This is a genomic window from Microbulbifer variabilis (genome assembly GCF_020524905.1).
Classification (GTDB): domain Bacteria; phylum Pseudomonadota; class Gammaproteobacteria; order Pseudomonadales; family Cellvibrionaceae; genus Microbulbifer; species Microbulbifer variabilis_A.
In genome coordinates this window covers 1-6562 of record NZ_JAIVKI010000041.1, presented here as the reverse complement: position 1 = coordinate 6562, position 6562 = coordinate 1, and the positions used below count along the sequence as shown (strand labels likewise).

10 protein-coding genes are annotated in these 6562 nt (G+C 50.1%); 9 read left to right on the top strand and 1 reads right to left on the bottom strand.

Translation table 11 applies throughout. The features are described 5' to 3' along the window. The 9 genes from LC073_RS21275 to LC073_RS21235 all read left to right on the top strand — a co-directional run. The coding region (locus LC073_RS21275) for a phage portal protein (protein WP_226649618.1) at positions 1 to 633 on the top strand (633 nt) is incomplete at its 5' end. 9 nt (positions 634 to 642) lie between these two features. After that, the gene (locus LC073_RS21270) at positions 643 to 2691 is read left to right on the top strand and encodes a ClpP-like prohead protease/major capsid protein fusion protein (RefSeq protein WP_226649616.1); all 2049 of its coding nucleotides are present in this window, start codon (positions 643 to 645) and stop codon (positions 2689 to 2691) included. A 100-nt stretch (positions 2692 to 2791) separates the two neighbouring features. Next, the gene (locus LC073_RS21265; RefSeq protein WP_226649614.1) at positions 2792 to 3163 is read left to right on the top strand and encodes a DUF2190 family protein; all 372 of its coding nucleotides are present in this window, start codon (positions 2792 to 2794) and stop codon (positions 3161 to 3163) included. A gap of 7 nt (positions 3164 to 3170) precedes the next feature. Further along, the gene (locus LC073_RS21260) at positions 3171 to 3467 is read left to right on the top strand and encodes a hypothetical protein (RefSeq protein ID WP_226649612.1); all 297 of its coding nucleotides are present in this window, start codon (positions 3171 to 3173) and stop codon (positions 3465 to 3467) included. Positions 3468 to 3781: 314 nt separating this feature from the next. Beyond that, a complete protein-coding gene (locus LC073_RS21255) occupies positions 3782 to 4621 on the top strand; it encodes a hypothetical protein (protein ID WP_226649610.1) in 840 nt (279 codons plus the stop codon). A gap of 120 nt (positions 4622 to 4741) precedes the next feature. Further along, complete coding sequence (locus LC073_RS21250) at positions 4742 to 5149, top strand: hypothetical protein (RefSeq protein ID WP_226649609.1); 408 nt, start codon at positions 4742 to 4744, stop codon at positions 5147 to 5149. Between the two features lie 26 nt (positions 5150 to 5175). Then, positions 5176 to 5589, top strand: coding sequence for a phage tail tube protein (locus LC073_RS21245; protein ID WP_226649607.1), 414 nt, complete (start codon positions 5176 to 5178; stop codon positions 5587 to 5589). 2 nt (positions 5590 to 5591) lie between these two features. Beyond that, a complete protein-coding gene (locus LC073_RS21240) occupies positions 5592 to 6017 on the top strand; it encodes a hypothetical protein (protein WP_226649606.1) in 426 nt (141 codons plus the stop codon). Next, positions 6017 to 6193, top strand: a complete 177-nt coding sequence (locus tag LC073_RS21235) for a phage tail assembly protein T (RefSeq protein WP_226649604.1) — start codon at positions 6017 to 6019, stop codon at positions 6191 to 6193. The genes LC073_RS21240 and LC073_RS21235 overlap by 1 nt, the downstream gene beginning before the upstream one ends. Here LC073_RS21235 and LC073_RS21230 read toward each other — a convergent pair. After that, positions 6186 to 6562, bottom strand: a 377-nt coding sequence (locus LC073_RS21230) for an IS630 family transposase (RefSeq protein WP_226649602.1), incomplete at its 5' end; no start/stop codon positions are given. The genes LC073_RS21235 and LC073_RS21230 overlap by 8 nt on opposite strands.

Genomic DNA, 6562 nt, shown 5'->3' with positions numbered 1-6562 from the left:
TGGGATAGTGAAGGAAAGCGCATTCTCGACATCCGTGCCGGTGCCATCTACGACGATCTCCGCCCTGGGGAATCTGTCGGCACCATCCAGAGCAATCGCCCAAGCGGCTTGCTAACCCCGTTTTTAGAAACCATGCACCGCATGACCGCTGCCGGCACCATGGCCAGCTTTAGCAGCATCAGCAAAAACTACAACGGGACTTATAGTTCGCAGCGCCAGGAACTGGTGGAACAGTGGGCGAATTATGAAACCCTCAGTCTGGAGTTTTGCGAGGAGATTGTAGAGCCGGTCACCCGGCGTTGGGTGCAAATGGGTTTACTGGCCGATGCCTTTCAAGTGCCAGCGGATGTGGACCCATCCACGCTAATGCACGTCGATTTTATTACCCCGGTGATGCCCTGGATTAATCCGGCCCATGAAGCCAGTGCGGATGAAACCCTGCTGGAAAATGTGCTGGTCAGCCCACAGCAGACCATTCGTCGCCGCGGCAAAAAGCCGGATGATGTGATCAAGCAAACCGCTGCCTGGCAGAGAAAGCTGAAAGAAAACGATATCACCACTCCAAGTAAACGCGCTGCGGTCCCCGCAGAAAATACTGAGTCCGACTCTGAGTCTGACTCCGACTCTAAATAGGAAACCGCAATGCCTAAAAAAACTTGGTACAGCATTACCGCTGCTGCAAATACGAGTGAAGCCGATATTTATTTGTACGATTACATCGGCTACTGGGGTGTAACAGCAAAAGACTTTGCCCGAGATCTCAAAGCACTCGGTGATGTCAGCAAGATCAATCTGCATATTAACTGCCCTGGTGGTGATGTGTTCGATGGCACCGCCATTTACAACCTGCTCAAAGATCATAAGGCCGAGGTGGAAACCTGGATTGAAGGCATTGCAGCCAGCATGGGCAGTGTGATCGCTCTCGCCGGGGACACGGTTCATATCGCCGAGAATGCCTATTACATGGTGCACAACCCCAGTGCCGGTGTGCGAGGTGATGAGCGCGCCCTGGAAAAAACCAAGAGCCTATTGGCAAAAATTAAAACCACCATGATTGGCCTTTATTCCTCCCGCACCGGAATGTCGGATGAGGAAGTCAGTCAGGTGATGGATGACGAGACCTGGTATACCGGCGCCGAGGCCGTGGAAGCCGGCTTCGCTACCGATACCACTGCCGCAATCGAGATGGCTGCCAGCTTTAACGGCGATCTCTTCAACCAGTTCAAAAATACCCCTCAAGCTATTAGTGCATTGGTTGTGCAGGGGTCCACTGAATTTAGATTCCCGTCTGCGGTTGCAGGCAACCCAAACCAAACCCATAGCCAGGAGGCGCAAGCCATGACTACAACCACCTCCACCACGCCAGCTGCAACCGCTGCGACCGAGGTTGCCCCAGAAATGAAAGCGCAGATTACCGCCGATGCCAAAGCACAATTTGCAGCGGATGAGCAAATACGCAAAGACACTATCAAAGCCGTTTTTAAGGGCTTCGAAGCGCACAGTACGGTAATGCAATCCTGCCTGGATGATATGGACTGCACCGCTGAAAAGGCCAAAGACCAGCTGCTCACAGCGCTCGGTAGTCAAACCCCAACCCCAGTGCAAAGCTACAGCGTAGTGGTGCAGGAAGGTGAGGGTATCAAGCGCATTAAGGCGGATGCTGAGAATGCCATTGCCATGCGTGCCTTCGGCGAGAAGCGCACAGAGGGCAACAGTCTGGCCGGCTATACCATGCTGGAAATTGCCCGTATGTTTATGCACGCCCACGGACAGAATTTGGCGGGCCTGGATAAAATGGGCGTGGTTGCCGCAGCGTTTACCCATAGCTCTGGTGACTTCGCTACCGTCCTCGGCAATATCGCCAATAAATCCATGCTGAAGGGTTACTCTGAAGCGGCAGAGGTTTTCCCGCAGTTTACCGCCACTGGAAACTTGAGCGATTTCAAAATAGCTACCCGCACCGACCTTGGCACCTTCCCCTCACTGCGCCAAGTGGCACCCGGGGCAGAATTTAAATATGTGAGTATCGGCGAGCGCGCCGAGACCGCCGCGCTGGCCACTTACGGGGAACTCTTCTCTATTACTCGCCAGGCGATTATCAATGACGACCTGGGGGCCTTCACTCGAATCCCACAAAAGATGGGTCTCGCTGCTATTCGCACAGTGGGGGATCTGGTGTTCAGTATCCTGATCAACAATCCCAAGATGGCCGATGGCAAGGCCTTATTCCATACCGACCACGGCAACTTAGCCGAAAAGGCAGGCATCAATACAGCCAGCATCGATGCCGCGCGGGTATTGATGGGCAAACAGAAGGACGGTACCGCTTTCCTAAATATCCGCCCCAAATTCCTGCTGTGTGATATTGCCGATGAGGGGGCCGCAAAGGTAGCGCTGGAGTCAGAGTTTGAAGTGGGTGCTGCTGAGAAATCCAACACTGTACCGAACAGTGTGCGCAATATTGCCAGCGTGATCTCCGATGGTCGCCTCAGCGGGCACAATGGTTGGTACCTCAATGCCGACCCGGTAGCGCACGACACCATCGAAGTGCTCTATCTGGATGGCCAGCAAGCCCCAGTACTGGAACAGCAAAACGGCTGGAATATCGATGGGGTGGAATTCAAAGTCCGCCTCGATGCAGCTGCGAAAGCCTGGGATGCAAAAGGCATGGTGAAAACACCTAAGACCTAATACCCAGCTCAAACCGAACCAAACCTTAAAGAATCCGAAAAGGGCCGCACATCGCGGCCTTTCTTATTGCAAAAGTTCAAATCCAAGCGGGGAAAGTGAAATGGCTACCAACTTTGTTCAAGACGGGCGCATGCTGGATTACACCAATAGCACCAGTGCGGTAATTACCTCTGGCCAGGTGATAGCAGTAGGCGCAGTGCTGGGTGTGGCGATGGACGATATTGCCGTGGGTGAGTCCGGTGTGATCGCTATTGATGGCGTATTCACCGTGCCCAAAGTATCCGGCGCGGTGATTGGCCAGGGCGAGTCGCTCACTTGGGATGTATCCGCAGCAGCCTTTGACGATAGCGCTGCAACAGCCGCAACCGGTGATATCACTGGTGCAACTACCTTCGCTGCAGAGGCTGCCGGTGATGGCGTTACCAGCTTAGCGGTGAAGTTTACCGGCGTGCCGGGCACGGTGAAGGCTTAGGTGATCCATGGATCTGGACCAAAGAGCCGCAGAGCGCGCGTTCCGCAAATGGGGCAAGGCCGCTACCTATACAGATGGTAGCGGTGCTGAGCCTGTAGATTGCCGGGTGATAAGAGATCGGGAGATAGATGAGTTCGACGATGAGGAGCGAGTGCGGGTGCCGCGTATCGAGTTGAGTCTTCTGGTGAGTGAGGTAGGGGCTTATAGCTCAGGGGCGGTGATTGCGCTGGCTGGTGTGGCGTATACGGTGCGCAAGCGGCTGGAGGATGATGGGGTTGTTTGGCGGGTGCAGGTGGATGGGTAACAGCTATCGCTAGTAAATTTTTATTAGTGGAGAGATGCTAATAGCAAATATCTCAAAAAGCCACCCTTGTTTTTCATGTTTATGTTTCAGTGGGTGCTATGGTCTGAAGTAACACGTTTATCAATTATTAGTTAAGTTAGCTTTTATGAATGGATTGACTTTTGGTGTGAGCATTTGATGGATTGAGAAAGTTAGAAAAATCAGTACTTGGGTTCCATATTTAATAAATTATTGCGGTTTTTTGTTTTAAAAATTCATAGTAGTATCCTTGCTGGAATGTATATTTATTTTAATTTTCTTGAGTAGGGTTGAGTGTGTTTAGAAATATTATAAAATTGAAAAGAGCTATGGTTGGCTCGCTGTGTTTTTTTGCATTTGGATCTGCAGCTGTTCACGCTGCTACTATAATTCCAGGTTGCGAAAACTATAGTAGTGACACGGGTGTTATTTATGTTAAGGATAGTCCTTCTAGAACAGTGGTGGGGCGTTCGGCAAAATTTGTATCACAATCGCCATGGTTGGTTCACTGGGGCCATAAAACAACTTTCAAGCTTGCCCATTTGGACTCTTCCAACAGGACGGTAATTACTGCAGAGCGTGACAGTGACATAGATGAGGAAGGTGAGTCGGATCTACATTTGACTCCAACGTATCGAGGCTGGAATTGGGTAGCTGTAATTGATAAAAGTGACAAGAAGTGTGACAACGAACGTTTCTTAGCAATTAATGGACCTACTGTGTCAGTTAGTAAGAATAATGAGTCTACCAGTGGTAACTGGAAGAATGGTGACTTTTTAATATCTGGCACAATGGATCAGACTTATGCAATTAATGCTAAGGCTGGCCTTCCCATGAAGTTTCAGGTTCAGAGGAAGACAATCGCTCAGTGGACTGGTACTCGATGTGATGTTGTTGAGGAAACAGCAACATGGGAAAATTTTGGTTCATTAAGTAATTTATCTAGCTATAACTACTCCGAGCGATGTGATGCTCATTATCGCTTTAGAAGTTACGATGGTGAGTTTTTCAGCAACTGGAAAAGTTTAATAGTCCAAGGTGGTAGCACTGGCAGTACTGGTGGTGGCACTGGTGGTGACACTGGTGGTGGTGGCGGCGGTTCATGTTCAGGCAGAATATGTGATATTGAGCCGTAATTTATATATCTAAATTAAGAGTGATTTTTTGAGCCTATTTACAAGCTGATATTTAATTTAGTTCTTTTAAACCCGCACTAGCGGGTTTTTTTATGCTCAAAATTTCTGGAGCACTTCCCAATGACCCAACGCATCACCATCCGCGATGGCGTTTTAAATAAGCTTCAAACCCTATTCGGCTACACATTTCCACCACCTGGCACCACAGAAGAAATTGATTCAGAAAAGTTGCCGGCAATTGTGGTGGGCTTTGCTACTGAAAACATCGAGCGCGAAATGCATGGCGGTACAGGTCGGCAGTTGGACCTGACTATTGCTGCGGTTGTGAAGAGTCGCGGCGATGTGTATGCCGCACTGGACCAGGCAGCTGAAGATATCGAGCATGCATTACAGGATGCCACTTTAGATAATACCTGTGACTTATTCCTGCTTAACCAAACGCAATTTGCACTCGACGAAGATCACCCACTGGGTGAGGTCCGCCTGACCTATAGGGCCCAGTATTCCACCGAACCCTCAGCTCTTTAACTGAACAACCCAATGAGGTCATAGCTATGGCACAAGGTTATAAAACAAAATTCTCCCGCAGCAATGATGGCAGCTCCTATACGCCAGTAGCTGGGATGCTGGATATTGACCCCGGTGAGGAGTCACGCGGTTCTGTTGAAATGACGCCGATTGATGGCACCAGTGGCTATATGGACTATGATCCCTCCGGCTTACGCGATGCCGGCGAGGTTTCCATTACTTTGATCTGGAAAGAGACAGACAGCGGCCAGCAGGCACTGCGGACAGATTACGACTCCGATACGAATAAGCATTATCAGATTGAATATCCTGAAGGCACGACAGTAGAGTTTACCGGCCATATTACCGGCTGGGGTAAGGCGGTGCCCAAGGATGACAAGATCACTCGCACCGTGAAATTTAAGATTTCTGGTAAACCCACAGTAACCGCAGGCAGCTAACTATGAATTTAGTTCCTACCCCTATTTTAGAATCCGAAACCGTTGTATTTGGCCAGCAGGAAGTGGAGTTATTTGAGCTGAGTGCCTACCACCGCTGTGAATACCTGCAGAAAACTACCGAAGATATTCCACTGCCGCAGGGTGAAGAGTTGCCGGAAACTGAGCTGGAAAACTTTGGCCAGCTTTGGGCGTTTCGTGCAGGGGAAGTCAGCAAGAAATTGCTGCTGGTGGCTTACTCCATCTGGATGAAGCCGGATTGCCAGGATTTGTTGGAAGATATTCACCATGGCCTAATCCGCAGCATTACCCCTAAGTTGATAGATGTGCTCTATGTCCCTGCAGCTAAGTTATCCGGTCTCTATGTAGAAACACCCGTTGAGGGAGAGAGTGGCGAAATAGAAGGCGAGGACACCGAAAAAAAAGGCTAGTGCCGGGTTTTCACTTTGCCCGGCAGCTCGCACGGGACTTTAACCGTCCTGACTATTTCAATATGTTGCGCTCCATGAGTTCTACCGAATTTGACCACTGGTTTGAATATCACTCTGAGCGACCACTACACACCGAGGTCCAGCAGTGGCAGCTAGTGGACCATGCGGTTAATTAGGTAACACATTTTTGGCTGGCTGCACTGAAGCCAGTATTGTGTCGGCGCTCTTTGTCCATTTAAATGGTTTGGCAAGATCGCGGTTATGAACACGAATAAATCGCTGCAGCTCGACCTTCAAGTCCGCCACGTCGGTAAATATGCCTCGGTAAAGAGCCCGCCGTTCGAGCTGCGCAAACCATCCTTCGACGGCGTTCAACCAGGATGCACTGGTCGGCGTGAAATGGAAATGAATTCTCGGCTGGTTGGTTACCCACTCTGTGACTTCTTTGGTTTTGTGAGCGCTGAGGTTATCCAGCACAATGTGCAACTCCTTGTCTTTCGGTGTCTGCCGCTCGACCTGTTTCAGAAATGCAAGAAATTCCTTGG